16 protein-coding genes and 1 riboswitch are annotated in these 20,585 nt (G+C 64.7%); of the genes, 7 read left to right on the forward strand and 9 right to left on the reverse strand.

Annotated elements, in window-relative coordinates; translation table 11 throughout:
* Nucleotides 1-74 precede the first annotated feature (74 nt).
* Nucleotides 75-4,778, forward strand: a complete 4,704-nt coding sequence (locus tag ACZ9H4_RS32450; RefSeq protein ID WP_408155297.1) for a glutamate synthase-related protein — start codon at nt 75-77, stop codon at nt 4,776-4,778.
* A gap of 119 nt (nt 4,779-4,897) precedes the next feature.
* The gene (locus tag ACZ9H4_RS32455; protein ID WP_175164692.1) at nt 4,898-6,367 is read left to right on the forward strand and encodes a glutamate synthase subunit beta; all 1,470 of its coding nucleotides are present in this window, start codon (nt 4,898-4,900) and stop codon (nt 6,365-6,367) included.
* A 226-nt stretch (nt 6,368-6,593) separates the two neighbouring features.
* On the opposite strand, the gene ACZ9H4_RS32460 is transcribed toward ACZ9H4_RS32455, so the two are convergent.
* Both ACZ9H4_RS32460 and ACZ9H4_RS32465 read right to left on the reverse strand, forming a co-directional pair.
* A complete protein-coding gene (locus ACZ9H4_RS32460; protein ID WP_476122467.1) occupies nt 6,594-7,859 on the reverse strand; it encodes a D-amino acid dehydrogenase in 1,266 nt (421 codons plus the stop codon).
* Between the two features lie 37 nt (nt 7,860-7,896).
* Complete coding sequence (locus ACZ9H4_RS32465; protein WP_408146425.1) at nt 7,897-9,156, reverse strand: MFS transporter; 1,260 nt, start codon at nt 9,154-9,156, stop codon at nt 7,897-7,899.
* Nucleotides 9,157-9,509: 353 nt separating this feature from the next.
* Between ACZ9H4_RS32465 and ACZ9H4_RS32470 the strand changes: the two genes are divergently transcribed.
* On the forward strand, nt 9,510-10,460 hold the full coding sequence (locus ACZ9H4_RS32470; protein WP_408155290.1) for a tyrosine-protein phosphatase: 951 nt from the start codon (nt 9,510-9,512) through the stop codon (nt 10,458-10,460).
* A gap of 193 nt (nt 10,461-10,653) precedes the next feature.
* Here the strand turns inward: ACZ9H4_RS32470 and ACZ9H4_RS32475 are convergent, their stop codons facing one another.
* Nucleotides 10,654-11,949 carry an ATP-binding protein gene (locus ACZ9H4_RS32475; RefSeq protein ID WP_476122468.1) on the reverse strand — a complete coding sequence of 432 codons (1,296 nt, stop codon included), beginning with the start codon at nt 11,947-11,949 and terminating at the stop codon, nt 10,654-10,656.
* Nucleotides 11,946-12,686, reverse strand: a complete 741-nt coding sequence (locus ACZ9H4_RS32480; protein ID WP_408146431.1) for a response regulator — start codon at nt 12,684-12,686, stop codon at nt 11,946-11,948. Before ACZ9H4_RS32480 ends, ACZ9H4_RS32475 begins: the two co-directional genes overlap by 4 nt.
* Before the next feature lie 417 nt (nt 12,687-13,103).
* On the opposite strand from ACZ9H4_RS32480, the gene ACZ9H4_RS32485 reads away from it, so the two are divergent.
* From ACZ9H4_RS32485 to ACZ9H4_RS32500, 4 genes are all read left to right on the forward strand, one after another.
* Entirely contained in the window at nt 13,104-13,286 is a 183-nt protein-coding gene (locus ACZ9H4_RS32485; RefSeq protein ID WP_408146433.1) for a hypothetical protein, read from the forward strand.
* Nucleotides 13,287-13,301: 15 nt separating this feature from the next.
* Complete coding sequence (locus ACZ9H4_RS32490; protein ID WP_408146435.1) at nt 13,302-13,499, forward strand: DUF6726 family protein; 198 nt, start codon at nt 13,302-13,304, stop codon at nt 13,497-13,499.
* A gap of 3 nt (nt 13,500-13,502) precedes the next feature.
* The gene (locus tag ACZ9H4_RS32495; RefSeq protein ID WP_476122469.1) at nt 13,503-14,252 is read left to right on the forward strand and encodes a hypothetical protein; all 750 of its coding nucleotides are present in this window, start codon (nt 13,503-13,505) and stop codon (nt 14,250-14,252) included.
* A 103-nt stretch (nt 14,253-14,355) separates the two neighbouring features.
* A complete protein-coding gene (locus ACZ9H4_RS32500) occupies nt 14,356-15,027 on the forward strand; it encodes a flagellar basal body L-ring protein FlgH (protein WP_476122470.1) in 672 nt (223 codons plus the stop codon).
* A gap of 70 nt (nt 15,028-15,097) precedes the next feature.
* Here ACZ9H4_RS32500 and ACZ9H4_RS32505 read toward each other — a convergent pair whose 3' ends face one another.
* The 5 genes from ACZ9H4_RS32505 to ACZ9H4_RS32525 form a co-directional block, all read right to left on the reverse strand.
* Nucleotides 15,098-15,835, reverse strand: coding sequence for a response regulator (locus ACZ9H4_RS32505; RefSeq protein ID WP_121315861.1), 738 nt, complete (start codon nt 15,833-15,835; stop codon nt 15,098-15,100).
* A 90-nt stretch (nt 15,836-15,925) separates the two neighbouring features.
* Nucleotides 15,926-16,552 carry a hypothetical protein gene (locus ACZ9H4_RS32510; RefSeq protein ID WP_408146596.1) on the reverse strand — a complete coding sequence of 209 codons (627 nt, stop codon included), beginning with the start codon at nt 16,550-16,552 and terminating at the stop codon, nt 15,926-15,928.
* A 97-nt stretch (nt 16,553-16,649) separates the two neighbouring features.
* The gene (locus tag ACZ9H4_RS32515; protein WP_408146441.1) at nt 16,650-17,111 is read right to left on the reverse strand and encodes a hypothetical protein; all 462 of its coding nucleotides are present in this window, start codon (nt 17,109-17,111) and stop codon (nt 16,650-16,652) included.
* A 248-nt stretch (nt 17,112-17,359) separates the two neighbouring features.
* Complete coding sequence (locus tag ACZ9H4_RS32520) at nt 17,360-18,154, reverse strand: SDR family NAD(P)-dependent oxidoreductase (protein ID WP_408146442.1); 795 nt, start codon at nt 18,152-18,154, stop codon at nt 17,360-17,362.
* Nucleotides 18,155-18,159: 5 nt separating this feature from the next.
* Complete coding sequence (locus tag ACZ9H4_RS32525) at nt 18,160-19,911, reverse strand: ABC transporter ATP-binding protein/permease (protein ID WP_408146444.1); 1,752 nt, start codon at nt 19,909-19,911, stop codon at nt 18,160-18,162.
* Between the two features lie 408 nt (nt 19,912-20,319).
* A riboswitch (TPP riboswitch) is annotated at nt 20,320-20,443 on the forward strand.
* Nucleotides 20,444-20,585 lie beyond the last annotated feature (142 nt).

A 20,585-nucleotide genomic window follows, 5' to 3' on the forward strand; every position in this document is an offset into this window, starting at 1 on the left:
TGGTTGCGATGCCAACTGCGGTAATAGAAAAATGGTTTTAACGGCCGGTCCGGCCCCTCACAGACGGTGTCCCCATGAACGACCACCAGCAACCGACTCACCCGGTTCCCGCCGCGCAAGGTCTGTACGACCCGCAAAACGAGCACGACGCCTGCGGCGTCGGCTTCGTCGCTCACATCAAGGGCCAGAAGAGCCACCAGATCATCGAGCAAGGCCTGAAGATTCTCGAGAACCTCGACCACCGGGGCGCCGTCGGTGCCGATCCGCTGATGGGCGACGGCGCGGGCATCCTGATCCAGATTCCGGACGGTTTCTATCGTGAGGAAATGGCCAAACAAGGCGTGACGCTGCCGCCATACGGCGAGTACGGCGTCGGCATGGTGTTCCTGCCGAAGGAACACGCATCGCGCCTCGCCTGCGAACAGGAGCTCGAGCGTACGGTGAAGGCCGAAGGCCAGGTCGTGCTGGGCTGGCGCGACGTGCCGGTCGACCACACCATGCCGATTTCGCCCACCGTGAAGGCGAGCGAGCCGCTGATCCGCCAGATCTTCATCGGCCGCGGCAAGGACATCATCGTGACCGACGCGCTCGAGCGGAAGCTGTACGTGATCCGCAAGACCGCGAGCCACCGCATCCAGGCGCTCAAGCTCAAGCACGGCAAGGAATACTTCGTGCCGTCGATGTCGGCCCGCACGGTCGTCTACAAAGGTCTGCTGCTGGCCGGTCAGGTCGGCGTGTACTACCGCGACCTGCAGGACGAGCGCACGGTCTCGGCACTGGCGCTGGTGCACCAACGCTTCTCGACCAACACGTTCCCGGCGTGGGAGCTGGCGCACCCGTACCGCATGATTGCCCACAACGGCGAAATCAACACGGTGAAGGGCAACGTCAACTGGCTGAACGCCCGTACCGGCGCAATCGCGTCGCACGTGCTCGGCGACGACCTGCCGAAGCTGTGGCCGCTGATCTATCCGGGCCAATCGGACACCGCCTCGTTCGACAACTGTCTCGAACTGCTGGTGATGGCCGGCTACCCGCTCGTCCACGCGATGATGATGATGATCCCGGAAGCCTGGGAACAGCACACGCTGATGGACGACAACCGCCGCGCGTTCTACGAATACCATGCCGCGATGATGGAGCCGTGGGACGGCCCCGCCGCCATCGCGTTCACCGACGGCCGTCAGATCGGCGCGACGCTCGACCGTAACGGTCTGCGTCCGGCGCGCTACATCGTCACGGATGACGACCTCGTCATCATGGCGTCGGAAGCGGGCACGCTGCCGATCCCCGAGTCGAAGATCGTCAAGAAGTGGCGTCTGCAGCCGGGCAAGATGTTCCTGATCGACATGGAACACGGTCGCATCATCGACGACAAGGAACTGAAGGACAACCTCGCGAACGCCAAGCCGTACAAGAGCTGGATCGACGCGGTCCGGATCAAGCTCGACGAAATCGAGGCGAAGGCCGAAGATGTCGCGACCGAACGCCGCGAAGCCGCTGCTTTGCTGGATCGTCAGCAGGCGTTCGGCTACACGCAGGAAGACCTCAAGTTCCTGATGGCGCCGATGGCGCAAGCCGGTGAAGAAGCGGTAGGTTCGATGGGCAATGACTCGCCGCTGGCGGTCATGTCCAACAAGAACAAGACGCTGTATCACTACTTCAAGCAGCTGTTCGCGCAAGTCACGAACCCGCCGATCGACCCCATCCGTGAAAACATGGTGATGTCGCTGGTGTCGTTCGTCGGTCCGAAGCCGAACCTGCTGGACACGAACAACATCAACCCGCCGATGCGCCTCGAAGTGTCGCAGCCCGTGCTCGACTTCAAGGACATCGCGAAGATCCGCGCGATCGATCAGTACACGGGCGGCAAGTTCAGCTCGTACGAGCTGAACATCTGCTATCCGGTGGCGTGGGGCAAGGAAGGCATCGAAGCGCGTCTCGCGTCGCTGTGCGCGGAAGCCGTCGATGCGGTCAAGTCCGGCTACAACATGCTGATCGTGTCGGACCGCAAGACCGACCGCGACAACGTCGCGATTCCGGCGCTGCTGGCCACTGCCGCGATCCACACGCACCTCGTGCAGCAAGGTCTGCGCACGAGCACGGGTCTGGTCGTCGAAACCGGTTCGGCGCGTGAAACGCACCACTTCGCGCTGCTCGCGGGCTACGGCGCGGAAGCCGTGCACCCGTACCTCGCGATGGAAACGCTCGGCCAGCTCGCCAGCGGGCTGAAGGGCGACCTGTCGGCGGAGAAGGCGGTCTACAACTTCACCAAGGCAGTCGGCAAGGGCCTGATGAAGGTCATGTCGAAGATGGGCATTTCGACCTACATGTCCTACACCGGCGCGCAGATTTTCGAAGCGGTCGGTCTCGCTGAAGACCTCGTGCAGAAGTACTTCAAGGGCACGTCGTCGAAGGTGGGCGGTATCGGCCTGTTCGACGTCGCGGAAGAAGCGATCCGTCTGCACCGCGACGCGTTCGGCGACAACCCGATCCTCGCGAACATGCTCGACGCGGGCGGCGAATACGCGTACCGCGTGCGCGGCGAAGAACATATGTGGACGCCGGATGCGATCGCCAAGCTGCAGCACTCGGCGCGCTCCAACTCGTACCAGACGTACAAGGAATACGCGCATCTGATCAACGATCAGACGAAGCGCCACATGACGTTCCGCGGCCTGTTCGAATTCAAGTTCGATCCGACCAAGGCGATTCCGCTCGACGAAGTCGAATCGGCGAAGGAGATCGTCAAGCGTTTCGCGACCGGCGCGATGTCGATGGGCTCGATCAGCACGGAAGCGCACGCCACGCTGGCAGTCGCGATGAACCGCATCGGCGGCAAGTCGAACACCGGCGAAGGCGGCGAGGACGCGAACCGTTACCGCAACGAACTGCGCGGCATTCCGATCAAGAACGGCGACACGATGAAGTCCGTGATCGGCGACGAAGTGGTTGTCGACATTCCGCTGAAGGATGGCGATTCGTTGCGCTCGCGCATCAAGCAGGTGGCGTCGGGCCGTTTCGGCGTGACGGCGGAATACCTCGCGTCGGCCGACCAGATCCAGATCAAGATGGCGCAGGGCGCGAAGCCGGGCGAAGGCGGTCAGCTGCCGGGCCACAAGGTGTCGGACTACATCGGCAAGCTGCGTTACTCGGTGCCGGGTGTCGGCCTGATTTCGCCGCCGCCGCACCACGACATCTATTCGATCGAAGATCTGGCGCAGCTGATTCACGACCTGAAGAACGCCAACTCGGCGGCTAGCGTGTCGGTGAAGCTGGTGTCGGAATCGGGCGTCGGCACGGTGGCCGCGGGTGTCGCGAAGGCGAAGGCCGATCACGTCGTGATCGCCGGCCATGACGGCGGTACGGGCGCATCGCCGCTGTCGTCGATCAAGCATGCGGGCACGCCGTGGGAACTAGGTCTCGCCGAAACGCAGCAAACTCTGGTGCTGAACCAGTTGCGCGGCCGTATCCGCGTGCAGGCCGACGGTCAGATGAAGACCGGCCGCGACGTCGTGATCGGCGCGCTGCTCGGCGCGGACGAGTTCGGCTTCGCGACGGCGCCGCTCGTCGTCGAAGGCTGCATCATGATGCGCAAGTGTCACCTGAACACCTGCCCGGTCGGCGTCGCGACGCAAGATCCGGTGCTGCGTGCGAAGTTCCAGGGCCAGCCGGAACACGTCGTGAACTTCTTCTTCTTCGTTGCGGAAGAAGCGCGCGAGATTATGGCGCAACTGGGCATTCGCAAGTTCGACGAACTGATCGGCCGCGCCGAACTGCTCGACACGAAGAAGGGCATCGAGCACTGGAAGGCGAAGGGTCTCGACTTCTCGCGCGTGTTCTATCAGCCGCAAGTGCCGGCCGAAGTGGCGCGCAAGCACGTCGACGTGCAGGACCACGGTCTGGACAAGGCACTCGACCACACGCTGATCGAAAAGGCGAAGGCGGCGATCGAGAAGGGCGAGCACGTCTCGTTCATCCAGCCGGTGCGCAACGTGAACCGTACGGTCGGCGCGATGCTGTCCGGCACGATCGCGAAGAAGTACGGCCACGACGGTCTCGCCGACGACACGGTGCACATCCAGTTGAAGGGCACCGCAGGTCAGAGCTTCGGCGCGTTCCTCGCGAAGGGCGTCACGCTGGATCTGGTCGGCGACGGCAACGACTACGTGGGCAAGGGCCTGTCGGGCGGCCGCATCATCATCCGTCCGACTAACGATTTCCGCGGCAAGTCGGAAGAGAACATCATCTGCGGCAACACGGTGATGTACGGCGCGATCGAAGGTGAGGCCTTCTTCCGCGGCGTGGCGGGCGAGCGCTTCTGCGTGCGTAACTCGGGCGCGACGGCGGTCGTCGAAGGCACGGGCGACCACGGTTGCGAATACATGACGGGCGGCACGGTCGTCGTGCTCGGCGAAACGGGCCGTAACTTCGCAGCCGGTATGTCGGGCGGCGTCGCGTATGTGTTCGATCCGGACAGCACGTTCGCGAGCAAGTGCAACAAGTCGATGGTCGCGCTCGATCCGGTCTTGCAACAGGCCGAGCAGGAACGCACGGTCGACAAGGGCCTGTGGCACGCCGAGACGACCGACGAGGCACTGCTGAAGGGGCTCATCGAGCGTCACTTCCAGTTCACCGGCTCGCCGCGTGCGAAAGCGCTGCTCGAAAACTGGGACGCATCGCGCCGTCAATTCGTGAAGGTGTTCCCGACCGAATACAAGCGCGCGCTGGGCGAACTGGCAGCGAAGAAGGCGAACAAGGAAGTACTCGCCGCTTAAACACCGCTGCGCTGTTCATCAGCAAGACGTCACCTTTAGCCGTACCCGCCGCCGCTCGACGATTCGACGCGCGGCGGGTGTAGATCACCCCACCTGATACAGATAGAGAAGAGAACCACATGGGCAAGGCAACCGGTTTTCTCGAGTTCGAACGCCGCCACGAGGCGTACGAAGCTCCGCTCACGCGTGTGAAGCACTACAAGGAATTCGTCGCGGCTCTCAGCGACGACGAAGCGAAGATTCAAGGCGCACGTTGCATGGACTGCGGCATTCCGTTTTGCAACAACGGCTGCCCGGTGAACAACATCATCCCGGACTTCAACGACCTGGTGTTCCATCAGGACTGGAAGAACGCGATCGAAGTGCTGCACTCCACGAACAACTTCCCGGAGTTCACGGGCCGCATCTGCCCGGCACCGTGCGAAGCGGCGTGTACGCTCGGCATCAACGACGACCCGGTCGGCATCAAGTCGATCGAGCACGCGATCATCGACAAAGCCTGGGCCGAAGGCTGGGTGGCGCCGCAGCCGCCGAAGCACAAGACCGGCAAGAAAGTCGCCGTGGTCGGCTCTGGCCCCGCGGGTCTCGCTGTCGCGCAGCAACTCGCGCGTGCGGGGCACGATGTGACCGTGTTCGAGAAGAACGACCGCATCGGCGGCCTGCTTCGTTATGGCATTCCCGACTTCAAGCTGGAGAAGTGGCTGATCGATCGCCGCATGCGCCAGATGGAAGCCGAAGGTGTGACGTTCCGCGCCAACGTGTTCGTCGGCAAGGCGGATTCGCTGCCGGCCTACATCGGCAGCACGGCGAAGGAAACCATCACGCCGGCCGAGCTGAAAGAACAGTTCGACGCGGTCGTGGTTGCAGGCGGTTCGGAAACGCCGCGCGATCTGCCGGTGCCGGGTCGCGAGCTGGAAGGCGTTCACTACGCGATGGACTTCCTGCCGCAGCAGAACAAGGTCAATGCCGGCGACAAGGTCGCGAACCAGCTGCTCGCGAAGGGCAAGCACGTGGTCGTGATCGGCGGCGGCGATACGGGTTCGGACTGCGTGGGCACGTCGAATCGTCACGGCGCGAAGAGCGTCACGCAATTCGAATTGCTGCCGCAACCGCCGGAAGAAGAGAACAAGCCGCTCGTGTGGCCGTACTGGCCGATCAAGCTGCGCACGTCGTCGTCGCATGACGAAGGCTGCGAGCGCGATTGGGCGGTTGCGACCAAGCGCCTCGAAGGCAAGAACGGCAAGGTCGAGAAGCTGATCGCCGCGCGCGTCGAATGGAAGGACGGCAAGATGCAGGAAGTGCCGAACTCGGAATTCGAAATGAAGGCCGATCTGGTGCTGCTCGCGATGGGCTTCACGCAACCGGTGTCGCCGGTGCTCGAAGCGTTCGGCGTCGACAAGGATGCGCGCGGCAACGTGCGCGCGTCGACCGAAGGCGACAAGGCGTATTACACGTCGGTGGACAAGGTGTTCACCGCGGGCGACATGCGCCGCGGCCAGTCGCTGGTGGTGTGGGCGATCCGCGAAGGCCGTCAGTGCGCGCGTTCGGTCGATGCGTTCCTGATGGGGCATTCGGAACTGCCGCGCTAAAACGTCTCCGGCCGGTTTCCGTTGCGATCCGCGTTCTGGATTGGCGTGACACGGATACCGGCCACTGCTTGCAGGAAGAGGTGGAGACGACAATGTGCTGAACAACGGCACATAAGCGGCACATAAGCGGTACATCAAAGCGGTGAAAAACAAAGCCGGGCCACCTGAGAGGGTGGACCCGGCTTTTTAACGTCCAGTGGTTCGTGCGCCTGGCGCCAACGCGCCGTTACTTCCCGTACCGCGCCAACGTCAATCCTTCCAGATCGATTTCCGGTTTGCGCTGCGCGATCAGATCCGCGACCACGCGTCCCGAGCCCATCGACATCGCCCAGCCGGTCGAACCGTGTCCGAGGTTCAGCCACAGATTGTCCACACCGGATGGTCCGAGCAGCGGCGCCCCATCCGGCGTCATCGGCCGGCGGCCGACCCAGAAATGCGCGGACGTGGGATTGGCCGCGTGCGGGAACCAGTCGGCGAGTACTTTCATCAACGTTTGCAGCGCCTGTTCGCGCAGGGCGGATTGGCCATTGCCCAACTCCGCCGTCCCCGCCACGCGCAAGTTGTTGCCGAAGCGTGTGATCGCCGTTTTCAGCGACTCGTCCATCAACGCGGCGCGGGGGGCTTTTTCTTCGTCGGTGATCGGCAGCGTCGCCGAATACCCCTTCACCGGATAGAGCGGCACTTTCACGCCGTGCGGTGAGAGCAGCGCCGCGCTATCGACGCCTAACGCCACCACTACCGCATCGGCCTGCCATGTCTCGCTGCCACGTTCACTGTCGACACGCACGCCGCGCACCGCCGCGCCTTGCACATCGAGCGACGTCACACGCGTGTCGAAGCGAAAGCGCACGCCATTGCGCTCGCAGATCGCGCGCAGCTCACGGGTGAAGCGCGCGCAGTCGCCGGCTTCGTCGTCGGGCAGATAGAGACCGGCGAGCGGCATCTGACGGGCCCAGCGCAGCCCCGGTTCGATCTCGACACATTGCGCCGCGTTAATTTCCCGATGCGCGATGCCGGCGTCGCGCAGCACCGCGAGCGCCGGTTGCGCGAGTTCAAGGTCGTACTCGCTGCGAAACAGTTGCAGATAGCCCTGGCTGCGGCCGTAATCGAACGGGTGGCGGCCGCGAAACTCGTGCAGACAATCGCGGCTGTAGTAGGCGATGCGCTGCATCCGCTGCTTGTTGACGCGAAAGCGTTCGAGGTCGCATTCACGCAGCCAGCGCGCGATCCAGCGCCATTGCGCGGGATTGAAGGTGGGCCGGAAGATCAGCGGTGAGGCCGGTTTGAACAGGTATTTGAGGATTTTGGCCGGCATGCCCGGCGCGGCCCACGGCGTCACATAGCCCGGGGCGATCACGCCGGCGTTGCCGAAACTGGTAGAGAGCGCGACGTCGGGTTCGCGCTCGATCACCGTGACTTCGCAGCCTTGCTGGCACAGGTAAAAAGCGCTGGCGACGCCGATGACGCCGCCGCCGAGAACAATCGTTTTCATGTGTGTGTGCTGCAAATTCAGGCGAATGCTGGCGATTTCAGGTGGCTGCGCGTGTCGAGCCGAGCACCTTGCCTTTGGTTTCCGGCAGACACAGCGCGGCGACGATCACGAGCAGATAGCCCGAGCCGGCCACGATGCCCATCGCCTTCACGAGCGTCATGGTTTGCGACAGTGTACCGACCAGAATCGGGAAGAAGGAGCCGAGCCCGCGTCCCAGGTTGTAGCAGAAGCCTTGGCCCGAGCCGCGTATCTCGTTCGGATAGAGCTCCGACAGATATGCGCCCACGCCCGCGAAAATGCCTTGCACGACGATCCCGAGCGGGAAGCCGAGTGCGAGCATCATGACGTCGGTGATCGGCAGCATCGTGTAGACCATGCCGAGCACGAACGAGCCGATCGCGAACAGCACGAACGACGCGCGCCGGCCGATCCTGTCGCACAGAATCGCGCCGACGATATAGCCGGTGAACGACCCGACGATCAGCACGATCAGATAGCCGCTGGTGTTGAACACCGACAGATGGCGCACGGTCTTCAGATAGGTCGGCAGCCACGTGGTGATCGCGTAATAGCCGCCGAGCATGCCGGTGCACAAAGCGCTGCCGAGCAGCGTGGTCTTCACGTGAGCGGCCGAGAAAATCTGCATGAAGTGCGAGGTGTCGAAGCCGCTTTCGCGAGCGCGGCGCGTCTCGAGATAGATTTCGGGATCGCTCACGTTGCGGCGAATGTAGATGATCCACGCCGCGGGCAGCAGGCCGATCCAGAAGCACGCGCGCCATGCGTACTGTTCCGGCAGCAGCGCGAAGGCCGCCCAATAGACGATCGCCGCCGCGGCCCAGCCGAACGACCAGCTGCTTTGCACGGTACCGACCGCCTTGGCTCGATGCTGCGGCGAGCGGATGGTTTCGGCCATCATGATCGTCACGACCGACCACTCACCGCCGAAGCCGATGCCTTGCAGTGTGCGGGTCGTGAGCAGTTGCCAGAACGAATTGGTGAAGCCCGACAGGAAGGTGAACACCGCGAAGGTGGCGATGGTCCATTGCAACACGCGGATGCGGCCATATCGATCGGCGAGTATGCCCGCGAGCCAGCCGCCGATGGCCGACGAGATCAGCGAGCTGGTGGCAATCATGCCGGCTTCGCTTTTGGTCATGCCCCAGGTCGCGATCAGCGTCGGGATGAGGAACGAGTAAATCATGAAGTCGAAGGCATCGACCGCGTAGCCGCCGAAGCCGGCGTAAAGCGTGCGGCGCTCGCGCGTGGTCAGCTCGGTGAACCATTGGAGAGAAGGCATGTTTTGTTGTGGTCTCCAGATCTTTCTGCCGGCGGGGGGCTCGATAGTAGGGTGGTTGTATTCTACGGGGATGCGGCGTCCTGCGGCCAGTTGTGGTCAAAAATGGCGGCGGCGGTAATCGCTGATAAGTGCCGATAACCGGCGATAAGAGACGCAAGCAGGTGGAAACGAGTCCGGAAACATGCCGCGCGCCTTGGGTTGGCCGTTCTAGCCGCCGCCCGTGGACAAACTCACATCTCGCCTTCCCTTACGAACTACTACTGTGTAACGCAAAAGATATTGAGCACCGTTAAACTTTGCCCGCAGCGTCGATGCTGCGAATCACTCCCTCACGCCCGCGCCAGCCACGCCTAATGCCCGCAACCGCGAAATCCTGCTCGCCGTCCCACCGCTCAGCGAGTTCGATCGTGACGGAAAGCCATTGCACGCGCGGTGCCATATCCATGTCGCGCAGAGGCTTCCTCAAGGGCTCCGCGAACGTGGTGCTTGCCTCCGGTCTGGGCGGCGCGCTGCTGTCTGCGTGCGGCGGTGGCGACCTCGACACCGAACTGCCCGAGACCCCGCGTCTGGCATCGGTCAGCAACTTTCGCGATCTGGCGGGCGTCGGCGCAGGCTACACGACCGTCGACGGCAAACGGATGCGCCGTGGCGCGTTCTATCGCGCGAATGTGCTGGCGCTGAGCAGCGCCGATGAAACCGCGATCGACAAACTCGGCATCGCGTCGGTCTACGATCTGCGCACGCCTGGCGAAATCGCGCGGAAAGACGACGTGGTGCCGGGCGGCGCGGCGGCGCAAAACCTCAACGTGCTCGGCAGCAGCGACTTCGTCGTGCCTGAGATGAATACGACGGCGGCCTCCACCGCGTTCATGGAAGCGCAAGCGCGCGCCTATGTGACCGGCGCCGCGCAGCGAGCCGCGTACGGCACGTTGCTGACGCGTCTCGCCGATGGCGCCGGCGCGCAACTGTTTCATTCGAACGCGGGTAAGGATCGCGCCGGCTGGGTCGCGGCGCTGTTGCTTAGCATCGCCAACGTGCCGCTCGACGTCGTCATGCAGGACTATCTGCTCAGCAACACTTACCTGGCGGCGTCGCTCGATGAACAGACCGAGACGCTGCGCGCGCAGGACGGCGAGGCCGCCGTCGCGATCCAGATGCCTTTGCTGGAAGTTCAGGAGAGTTATCTGCAAGCCGGTTTCGATCAGGTGCAGATGAGCTACGGCACGATGGCGAACTATCTGACGCGCGGCCTCGGCATGTCGCAAACGACGATCGACACGTTGCGTGCCCGGCTCGTGAGCTAAGGCGCGTCAAAGACTCGCGCAAAAACGCGGGCAAAAAACCCAGGCGAAAAAAAAGTCCGCCCCAAGTAACCGGGCGGACAGAGAAGGGCGGCATCGAGGTTGCCGTCTCTGACTATAAAGCCGCAGTCATCGCGAGGATCCATTCAGTAAGGACGCGTAAGCGGCCACGTTCGCCGTGCCGCTTCGCTCGGTGTCACGCGGTCGGCGCGGCAACCGGTAGTTCGATCCGCACTTCCAGTCCGCCTTGCACGTGATTGCGCACATGACAACGCCCGCCGCGATCGTGCGCGAGCCGCGCGACGATCGCGAGGCCGAGGCCGCAATGGCCTTCGCCGCCCCGCGCGGCATCGAGCCGGACGAACGGCTTCATCGCCGCGGCGATGCGCTCGTCGGGAATGCCGGGACCGTGGTCGCGCACGCTGATCACCCAATGCCGATCGTCGCGCCCGGTGGCGATCTCCACCGGGGGCGTGCCGTGTTCGAGCGCGTTATCGACGAGGTTCGTTACGAGCCGGTCGAGCAGTGTGCGCGGCAGCGTGAACGAGGGGCCCGCGCGCAGATCGAGCGTGAAGAGCGGTGCTTCGGCGCTGTCGCCGGCGGTATCGCCGGACGCGTCACCGGACGAGAACTGCTCCCGTAAGAATTCTTCGACTTCGACCGGCGGCCCCGCGTCGGCGGATTGGCCGGCGAATTCGAGAAACTGCTGGACGATGTTGGTCAGCGAGTCGACATCGCGAATCAGACCGGCGCGTTCGTTCTCCGCCACCAGCACGCTTGCGCGCAACTTGAGCCGCGTGAGCGGCGCTTTCAGATCGTGGGCGACGCCGGCCAGCATCACCGCCTGATCGTCGCCGGCTTCGTTCAGGCGCCGCATCATGTCGTTAAACGAACCGATCAGATCGCGCAACTCGCGCGGGCCCTGCACGGTCACCGGTTCGGGACGCCCGCCCGAGCCGAACGCACGCGCGGCGGTGGAGACGCGCGACAGCGGCCGCTGCATCTGCCAGACCGCGAACAGCGAAAGAATCAGCGCGGCGAGCAGCATCGACGCGCCTTCGACGACAAAACGCGGGCGCGGCGGCACATCGACCGGCACGACCACCCAGTTCGACTTGCCGGGGAACAATACCCAGAGCTGCGGCGGATGCAGGTCGTCGACGGCGATCTGCGTGCCCGGCGGCAGGTTCTCTCGCAGATGCCGGCTCAGTTCGACCAGCGGATGAGCCGTGGGCTTGCGCAGATGCACGCTCGCCGGCATGTTCCAGGTGGGGACCAGATGCACGCGCAAGGCCGGCGGAAGCGCCGTGCCTTTCATCGGCTCGCTGTTGATGGCTTGCAGCACCAGCAGAATGCCGCGTGCGAAGCCGTCGATTTCGTGGCGCGGCGGCTGCATCACCACCAGCACGAACCAGCCGGCCTGAATCGCGAACAACACCGCCGCAGACAGCAACGCCATTCTGCCGAACAGCGTGTTCAGCGGATTTTTCATGCGCTTGGGGCGGCCTCGTCGGCGAAGGGCGAGGCGTTGGCGTCGGGCACGAACACGTAGCCCTTGCCGCGCACCGTCTGCACGTAGCAGGGGTTGGACGGATCTTCCTCAATCACGCGGCGCAGGCGCCAGATCGGCACGTCGAGACTACGGTCGCGGAACGCGAGATTGTCGCGATGCACGAGGTCGTGAATCAGCACGCGCGACAACACCTTGTACGGATTGTTGACGAAGATCTTCAGGAGCGCGAATTCACTGTCGCGCAATGGCAGCTTCGAATCGTCGCGCGACAGCGAACGGGTCGCGAAGTCGAGTTCGAACGGGCCGAAGCGATAGCGCTTGCGGGCTTCCGGCGCGCTGGTGGTGCTCGGCCCGCGACGGCGCAGCACGGTCTGGATGCGCGCGAGCAATTCGCGCGGATCGAACGGCTTGGTCAGATAGTCGTCCGCACCGAGCGAGAGCCCGACGATGCGGTCGGCCACCGTGCCGCGCGCGGTCACGAAGATCACCGGGATGTCGTCGCCGGCGGCGCGCAGCGCGGTGAGCGCGCGCAGGCCGTCGGTGTTCGGCATCATGATGTCGAGCACGACGACCGATGGCCGTTCACGTTCGAGCCGGCGCTGGAGATGGGTGCCGTCGTGCAGCACGGACGCGTCGAAGCCGTTCGATTGCAGAAACTTGCATAGCAGATCGCGTACGACCGGATCGTCGTCGACGATAAGGACCTGTGGATTCATGGCGAAATTCTAGACTGGCGCGCCCAACGCGAGACCGACTGTTTTCTTACCAATGCTTACGATGCGCCGCGCGGTCCTGAGCGACTCGCGTGTCAGGCCCGCCGCTCAAGGCTCACAGCATATTTCAGCGCGGCTGGATCGCGGCAATCGTGCGGAATCCGTGTCACACCAGCGCCTCCCGCCGATCAAAAACGGCTGCGCGCTGGCATCCGTTGCAAGCATTGGAACCGATGGCAACGGCTCGGAACGGCTCGTAAGAACCGCCGGAAAGCGCGCTTTGCTTCGTGCATCGCCGATGCGCGTGCGGCGCGATGATTCGCCGTGCAGTACGTTGCGCCGCATGCCGGGGACAGCCTTGATGCGTTGGACCACGGCCGGTGGCGTGAAATCGAAACCCGGTGCCACGCGAGGCTCATCATGACCATTCACAGCAACCTCAGTTCGACTCACCTTCCTTCGCTCACGTCCACGACCGCGAGGGACAAACCCGCGAGCGCCAGCAACCCGGCCGCGAGCGCGCAGACGCAGGAGAGCGCAACCCGCGCGCAGCCGTCGCCGCCGACCGGGGTCGTCGGGCACAACGTCAATACGACTGCCTGATCCCACGAGGCCTGTGTGTCGACTCCGAGAATTTTTGCCCGCCTCGTCCGTGCCGCCGTGTGGTTGACGCTCGGCGCGGCGCTGCTGCCGCTCGGCGGCTGTGCCGTCGCCGCGCTGCCGTGCCGGCTGACTTCGGCCACGCTGAAGATCATCCCGGTCGTCGGCCATGCCGCGGCCACGCCATTCGATATGTGCTCCTCCGCAATCGACTGAACCATGACACTCACACGGATTGTTTGCGCGCTGGCGCTGTTGGGCGGAATCGTCGCGTCGGCCGCTGGTGCACAACCCGGCGCACAGCCCGGCGCGCGCGAAGCGAAGGCGGTGGGCGCCGCGTCGAACAACGGGTCCGCCGACGCGTCCGTCAACACCCCGTTCACCGCGCGCCGGCGCTCGCAGGACGCGCCGTTTGCTTTTCGCGGCGTGGCGCTCGGCATCACGCTCGACGAATTCCGCGCGGGTTCGACCGTGCGGGCGACGCCAATCGGTAGCGTGCCCGTCTGCGAGACCGACGTGCAGGCGGGCACGCTCGGCATGCGGCTGAAATCACGCGAGAGCCTGATGGTCGCGTGCCGCTGGGCGCATCGCGTGGATGACCGCTGGGCGATGTCCCAAGCGGTGGTGGACGGCGCGCCCGCGCTCGAGCACGTGCTGCGCTTCGCGCGGACCGACGCGCAGAGCGCGCTGCGTCTGTATGAGATTTCGTTCGTGATCGACGAACTGACCGCCGAGGACTTGCGCGACGCGCTCGAGGATCGCTACGGGCCGCCGCGTCTCGCGACGCAGAACGTGGCGGCGTCGGGTGCGATGCCGACGTACGTGTGGGAAAACGCGGTGAGTTCGATCACGTTGTGCTTTTTGCCGGGCAGCCGCAACGGCACGCTCACTTATCTGCTGAAGGGTTCGGATGCGTGGGTGAAGTCGGTCGTGCGGCAGTGGCAGGCAAGCGGCGCGGAGGCGGGGTGATGAACCGCTCTGATCGTCGATGCGAGGGGGCGGTGGTGCGTTCACGTCGGCCGAACCCATTCCGAACCCGGCCCATCCGGCCGATCCCCTTCAAGGAGCACGCATGATCGCGCTACGTCTCACGGTCACGCTAGGCGCGGCGGTTTGTCTCGCCGCTTGCGCGGGCCATCAGCAGAACTCGATCGTCGACACGCCGATGGCGCCGCCGCTCGCTTCGGCGCCGCTGAACGTCAACACGCAAGGCGCGATCTATCAGGCGGGCACGCCGCTGCTGCTTTACGAAACGCCGCGCGCCCAACATATCGGCGATGTGCTGACGATCCGTCTCGCGGAATCGTATAGCGGCAACAACAGCTCGACCGCGGCGGCGAGCCGCGCGAGCAGCATCACCGCCGACGCTGCCGATCATTCGAGCAACGCCGCCGCGCGGCTCGCGAGGCTGTTCAACATCGGCTCGGCGAGCACCGACTACAAAGGCCAGGGCAGCCTCACCGACGTCAGCGGCATGACCGGCACGCTTGCCGTCACCGTGATCGGCACGATGTCGACCGGCAACCTCGTGGTGTCGGGCGAGAAGGTGATCGCGATGAGCGGCAACCGCGACCGGTTGCGGCTGTCGGGCATCGTCAATCCGAAGGATATCGAAGCAGGCAATTACGTCGCGTCGAGCAAGGTCGCCGACGCGCGCATCGAGCAGGCCGGCGTCGGCATGGTGTCCGACGCCACCACGATGGGCTGGCTGCAGAGAATGTTCCTGAGTGTGCTGACTTTCTAACGCATGCGCGCGCGGCGTTGCTGCGCGATGCCGCGCAAGCTGCGCAGTTCGTCTTCCGCGCCGCGCCGTGTCAGGCGAGCGCTGCGCTTCGTTCCGCGGCCCCGATCTCACCGTCCGGCACGAACACATAGCCGCGTCCCCACACGGTTTGCACGTAGCGCGGCTCGGACGGATCGACTTCGATCAACCGGCGCAAACGCCAGATCGACACGTCCAGGCTGCGGTTGCGATGCGCCTCGCTATTGCCGTGTAGTTTCTCCAGCAATTGCGAGCGCGTGAGCACGGTCATCGCGTGGGTGACGAACACCTTGAGCATCGCAAATTCGCTCGAACGCAGCGTGATGCGCTCGCCGTCGCGGCGCAGTTCGCGCGCCGGAAAATTCACTTCGAAACGCCCGAAGTGATACGGCGCGCGCTGCTCCGGCGCGCTCGGCGCAATCGAGCCGCGCCGGCGCAGCACCGTGCGAATGCGCGCGACGAGTTCGCTCGGCTCGAACGGCTTGCCGAGATAGTCGTCGGCGCCGAGTTCGAGCCCGATCACACGGTCGATCGTATCGGCGCGCGCGGTCAGCAGGATCACGGGGATATCGTCGCCGGCGACGCGCAACGCGCGCAGCGCGCTGATGCCGTCGAGCTCCGGCATCATGATGTCGAGCACGATCAGCGCGGGACGCTCGTCCTGCAATTTGCGCTGCAGCGCCATGCCGTGTTCGAGCGTGGCGACCTTGAAGCCGCGCCCCTGCAAATATTCGCTGACGAGCTCACGTACGACGGGGTCGTCGTCGACGACAAGAATGGTTTGGTTCATTCAGGGCATCTTAGTGATGCGCGCGCGCGGAGCAAAGCGCGCGATACTTTCGAATCCTTTCCCGCGTAAGACAAAGCAAGCAGCCGGCGCTCAGTTCGCCTGCGACGTTTGAATGGTCTGCGGCGGCGAGCGCGCGAAGTCGGTCTGATCGACCACCATCCGGTCGATCAGACCGCTGAGCTTGGTCGATGCGGAAGAGAAGCGGTCGGTGTTGAGGCCGCCGGTCTGATAACGCGCCGTGACGAGGATGCGGCCGTTCTGGATCAGCGTCAGATCGATGATCGACAGATACTGGATCGATTCGTCGCTGAACGAGCGGCGGCCATAGTCGATCGCGGCGTTGTAGACGAGCCGCGCCTCGCAGCCGGCGGGCGAGGTGCCCGGATTGTAGACGTCCGAACGAATGCCGCGCCGGTCGAGCGCGAGTTGCAGCGCCGGCACGAAATCGCCGACCGACACCGTCTGGTTCACTTCGATGCAGACGTGATGCAGGTCGGCCGGCCTGCCGTTGACGAAGGTCGGTGACGAGTAGTTCGCCGCGATCGCGTAGCCCGCCTGAATCACCGAGCCGGTGGCGTCGGCCGCCTGGATCAGCGTCCATGCGCAGCCGTTCAGCCCGAACGCGAGCGGAGCGGCGACGGCCAGCCACGCGCACGGTCGCCGCAGCCGGACCCACGCGGCCCGTGAGGGGCGCGTGAAGCGGGCGTCGACGCGCATGCTCGGCGTGAGGGTCATGAGAGCGGATGCCTGGTGGCGGTGAGGAATGCGGCCGATCGCGGCGGATCGCTACGGAGAATGGCGCTTGCGCGCACGCTCAGCGCGTGACGCGCAGGCGCAATTCGTTTTGCCCTTGCACGCTGGCCGTGACGCTGACGCGCCGCTCGGCGGTGGTCACGATGAAATGCTGACGCGTCGGCGTGTTGACGTCGTGCACGACGTTCGGGAAGCACGCGGCGATGTCGGCGCCGAATTCTTCGAGCGGATCGTTGATCACGCCGTCGGCTTCCCAGTGCGCGCGCCAGTGGCAGTCGTACGAGTGCGAGTTGGCGCGGCAGTCGTCGGCGGTCGATACGCCCGGCAGTTGTGCAGCGGGCTGGCTGCGCAGCTGCTTGAAATCGTCGGCGTCGACGATGTGTTTCAGCGCGGGGCAAACGTCTGCGGGCTCGTTCGGTTGAGTGGCTTGCGCTGCGTGCGCGGTGCTCGCGACCAGCAACGCTGCGCCGAGAGCGAGCGCGAGGCGCTGGGTCAATGGATGGGAGCGGCGATCGAATGACATGGGCAAAGAGTCCGGTAACAGTGAATGACGTTGGGGCGAGGACGGGATCGGCCCGCATGACTATCGTCGCTGCCGGGAGGCATTTTCAAAGCGCGGAACAGCTTGCCCGCTTCGCAAATGCTTTCGAGCCCTTCTCGCGTGTTTCCGGATGTTGCGGGATGTTGTGTTGCGGCGAGGGGAAGGCGTGACGGGGTGGCGCGTGCGGCGGGAGGGGGGTGCCGTTGCGTAGTGCGTTGCAAGAATGCCGCTCAGCCGAGGGTAAGACCGCCGTCGATATGAATCACCTGCCCGGTGATATGGCGCGCTTCGTCGGAGAGCAGGAACGCGATCAGCGCGGCGACATCCGCAGGCTCGCCGACGTGGCCGAGCGGCGTCGCTTCGGCGGCGCGCGTCCACGCCGACGCATTCTCCGCGCTCGGGCCGCGATCCTTGCGGGTGTAGCCGGGTGCCACGCAGTTGACGGTCACGCCGTGTGGCGCCAGTTCCGCGGCGGCGGTCTTGGCCAGCGATTCGAGCGCCGCTTTCGCCGCCGCCGTCGCGGCAAACGGCGCGTCCGCGCGATAGCGGTGCGCAACGAACGAACTCAGCGCGATCACGCGAGCGCGCTTCGACGTTTCCAATGCAGGGGTTGCGCGTCTGACGAGCGCCGCGAACGCGGCCGGCATCGCAGCGAAGGCGGCGCTGAACGTGTCGGGGTCGAGTGCGTTGAGGGTCTGGCGTTGCGCGTGCCCCGCGTTGGCGACCAGTTGATCGAGTGCGCCAAAGTGTGCCAGCGTCTGGTGAACCAGATGTTCCGCGGCACCGGGTTCGGCGAGGTCGCCGAACACCGTCGCGCAGCTTGCGCCGCGTGCGCGGCACTCGGCGGCGACTCCGGCAAGCCGCTGGCGGGCGGCGTCATCGGCGCCACGGGCGTGCAGCATCAGTGCCGAGTGCGGCGCGGCGATGCGCCGGGCAAGCGCCGCGCCAATGCCGGAGCCCGCCCCGGTGATCAGCACGACGCGCTCATCAGGGCGGGCTGCGCTCACGTCACGGATGTCGCTCATGATGGTCAGGCCGCGACCGCTTCGCCCGCACGTTCGACGTCGAGCGTTTCGTCGTGGAACGCCGCCAGCGATTCGCGATGCGCAACGCTGACGATCGCCGCCTTCGGCAGCCGCTCCGTGAACAGGCGATACAGACGTGCTTCGTTTTCCGCGTCGAGCGCGCTGGTCGCTTCATCGAGGAACAGGTAGTCGGGCTTGTGCAGGAGCACGCGCGCGGCGGCGAGGCGTTGCTGTTCGCCCGGCGACAGGATGCGGGTCCAGTGTCCGGACTCCTGCAGGCGGTCGGCGTACTCCGACAGATGGCAGATGACGAGCGCTTCGCGGCATTCTTCGTCGGTGTAGGTGGCGGCCGAGGACGGGTAGGTGAGCGCCGCTTTGAGTGTGCCGATGGGCATGTAGCTGACCTGCGGGATGAACATCATGCGCGCGTTGACCGGCGCGTCGATCGAGCCGTCGCCGAACGGCCACAGGCCGGCGAGCGCGCGCATCAGCGTGCTCTTGCCCGAGCCGGACGGACCGCGCACCAGCCAGCGCGAGCCCGGTTGAATCGCGATATCGCGGATGCGCGACAGCGGGTTGCCGTTCGGCAGAGCGAGCTTGAGGCCTTCGGTGGAAAGCTGATCGGCGTCGACGAAATGCAGGTTGATGCCGCCATGCTCGGTAGCCGGCGAGACCGATTCCTTCAGGCGCGGCGCATGCACGACGCGTTTGAATTCGCGCAACCGGTTCACGGTGGCGCGCCATTCGACGAGGCTCGCATAACTATTGATGAACCACGAGAACGAATCGCTGACAGTGCCGAACGCGCTCGAAATCTGCATCAGCACACCGAAGGTGAAGGCGCCCGCGAAGTAGCGCGGCGCGGCGACCACCAGCGGAAAGATGATCGCGATCTGGCCGTAGAAGCTCAGCACGAAGGTGAGCCGCTTGGTGTACTTCATCACCTGCCACCAGTTGTCGCGGATGCGGCCGAACAGCGAGTGCGCGTTCGACTTCTCGGTGTCCATGCCGTTGTAGAACGCGATCTGTTCGGCGTTCTCACGCAGCCGGATCAGGCCGAAACGGAAATCCGCTTCGACTTTCTGCGCCTGGTAGTTGATCGACACGAGCGGATGGCCGACCTTCTGGATGATCAGCGAGCCGACCACCGCATACAGTGCCGCGGCCCACACCATGTAGCCGGGAATCTGCAACGGCATGCCGCCGAGCGAGATGGTCAACGCACCGGCCAGCGACCACAGGATCGTAATGAACGACACCAGCGTGACGACCGTGGACAGCAGATCGAGCGTCAGCGACAGCGTGGTGGTGGCGAACGATTGCAGGTCGTCGCTGATCCGCTGGTCGGGGTTGTCGGCGAGCCGGTCGCGTTCGATCCGGTAGAAGGCGCTGTCGTGCAGCCACTCGTTCAGATAGCGCGTGGTCAACCACTGGCGCCAGCGGAAGCCGAGCATCTGACGCAGGTATCGCCCGTACACCGCGAGGATGATGAAGCCGAACGCGAGTCCCGAGAACACCATCAGCAGGTGCGGGAAATCGTGCACGTTCTTGGATTGCAGCGCGTTGTAGAAGTCGGCGCTCCAGCGGTTCAGGCGCACGTTGATCCACACGACGAGCAGGTTCATCACGATGATCGCAACGAGCAAGCCCCACGCCGTCTTGCGTTCTTCGGAAACCCAGTAGGGTTTGATCAGGCTCCAGGCGGAGACTTTTTCGTCGGGCGGTAGCGCGGGGCTGGCAGAAATATTGGGTGTCATGAGCGTCCTGATGAAGTGCAGGCCCGAAGTGCTGATCCGAAGCGCCGACCCGACTCCGGCCGGCCCATGTCGGGCTATTGCGCCGCGAAGCGGCCCAATGTTGGGCCGCTCTGCGACGGCGGTGCGATACCTGCCCGGGCGACGTAATTCGGCGAACGCGCGTCCAGGCGAGCGCCCGATTCTGGCGTGAGGCCCTTAAGCGAAAATTAATTTTCGCTTAAGGGCCTCGCCTTGGCGCCGCCCGTCGCGCATGCGGCGAGGCGCGCTTGCGGCATCCGGTCCCGGCATTGTGCCAGAGCGCCGGGTCCGCCCACATCGATGCAATGAAACAAGGTGCCGGATCAAACGCCGGCTGCGCGCGCGAGCCGCTGGTTTGCGGGTGCCGCGCCTTTTATGGTCTAATGACCTGTGACGAAACAGGGGTGCTTCGCCCACAGGCGGCTTGATTTTCAGGCTGCGGCGGCGAGGCTGAGAGAGACCCTTTGCACCCGATCCGGGTAATACCGGCGCGGGAAGTTTCCGGAAGCAGCCAGTCTTCCATTCCCCGCCGGACGGCGTCCGTACGTAAGTGCGCGCGTATTGTCCGGCCGGCTTCACCCGCCGGTTTCGTCCTGGGTACGTGCGTTTTTTTGCCGTACGGAAAGGACTCGATGACCGCCTATTCTTCAGATATG

This window comes from Paraburkholderia sp. TE9906, from assembly GCF_056279605.1.